The organism is Moorena sp. SIO4A1 (assembly GCF_010672065.1).
In the GTDB taxonomy this organism is placed as follows: Bacteria; Cyanobacteriota; Cyanobacteriia; order Cyanobacteriales; family Coleofasciculaceae; genus Moorena.
On sequence record NZ_JAAHHX010000622.1, the window covers coordinates 1 to 1,575 of the forward strand.

Genomic DNA, 1,575 nt, shown 5'->3' on the forward strand with positions numbered 1-1,575 from the left:
TTCATCTAAGCGATCGCCACTGATTCAGATCGAGGTTATAAGAAGTTAACCTTTATTGAGTATTTGCCCCTTTGCCAAAAAATTTGGGAGGCTCTTTCAGGGTATAGACTTGGGTTTGTTCAGCGATCGCCCGTCGAATATAGGCTGGGGTTTGTAACATCCCTAAAAGGGTAATACCATCGATGAGTTGAAAGCCCCCCGTGGTTTTTTGAGCCAATAATTGGTCAATTTCTTCCGGGGAAGGTCGAGAAGGAATGGGTTGAGCGGAACCTAACGCAAATCCCCAGGGCGCAGCGTAGGTGGGAACATGGGATGCATAGGAAAGAACGTTGGGAAAGACCGAGTTGACCGTATAAACTAAGCGAGCATGAAGGGTAATTTCTGCGGGAGCAACAGGCCCAGCTTGGACGATGAAAAAACCATCGGGTTTGAGAACTCGCCGGATCTTCTGAAAATATTCTTGGGTAAAGAGTTGAAAGGATGGGCCTTCTTCGATGGGGTCAGAAAGGTCGGAAATAATGATATCCCATTCCTGAGAACTGGTGTCGAGAACGTGGAGCGCATCTCCAATCACTAATTCTAAACGAGGATCGTCGAAAGCATTCTGGTGCATTTCTGGTAAATGTTCCCGACAGGCGGCTACAACTTCTCCATCAATATCCACCATTACTAAGCGCTCAACAGTTTTCCAACGCAGGACTTCCCGTAATGTTGCCCCCTCTCCTCCCCCAAGAATCAGAACTTGGCGAGGAGAACCGTGATTGATCATGGCTGGCTGTACCAATGATTCATGGTAAATAAACTCATCTACCACACTCGACTGCAATTGCTCATCCAAAATTAGAGACTTTCCATAGTCTTCTGTCTCGACAATCTGCATTTCTTGGTAGGCTGTTCTCTTAGAGAAGATGGTTTTGGTTAACTTATGAGCAAAAAAAGTAGAGGTAGTACACGGATCCAAAAGCCAACTATTTGTATCTATGGTTGTAGTTTTCATCAAATCTCCATATATAAACTAAAAACAACTTATTTATTAAAAGCTACATGTCATAATGGTCTAAAAGTTAAGAGCTCTATAGCGATTTGACATTTGACACTGCATAACCCTGCTCCTTGGAATTAAAAGGATGACTAGGATCAATTTTGGTCTAGCATTAAACCTTTATAAAGTTCTGGTTATAGCAGAAGCGCTTGTTCTTGAATCATTATTAAAACCAATAATTACATGGTAATAATCCGAATATCAATTGACTTTAATAAATATTTTTTTATTCTCTTAAAACATGAGTCGTATGATCCTCCATATAATTCTTAGATTAATACTGATTACTTAGGCACTAATTTGTTTTAATAAAAGTCATTATCATGTTTATTTAAAAACTATCAAGCAGCATAAAAATATTAAAGTGAAACTTGCTAACCACTAAAAAAACGTTTTAATCGATATTATTTACCTAGGGGAAAACCACGTTCAAATTCTTTAATCTGGATATGTTTAGCTTGCGATCTTTCTTGGATAATTTTGAGAGCTTGTTTTGGCTTGCCTTGCTGGGGGGGCGACAAGCGCCCTGTAAC

At 40.1% G+C, this 1,575-nt stretch carries 1 protein-coding gene; it reads right to left on the reverse strand.

Features of this window, described 5'->3' with window-relative positions:
• Positions 1 to 52: 52 nt before the first annotated feature.
• Complete coding sequence (locus F6K53_RS41285; RefSeq protein ID WP_293086134.1) at positions 53 to 997, reverse strand: fused MFS/spermidine synthase; 945 nt, start codon at positions 995 to 997, stop codon at positions 53 to 55.
• Between the last annotated feature and the right edge of the window lie 578 nt (positions 998 to 1,575).

What these genes read in the sequence shown, in the direction of transcription:
- F6K53_RS41285 (WP_293086134.1), bottom strand. Translation starts at nt 997, where the DNA reads ATGAAAACTACAACCATAGATACAAATAGTTGGCTTTTGGATCCGTGT.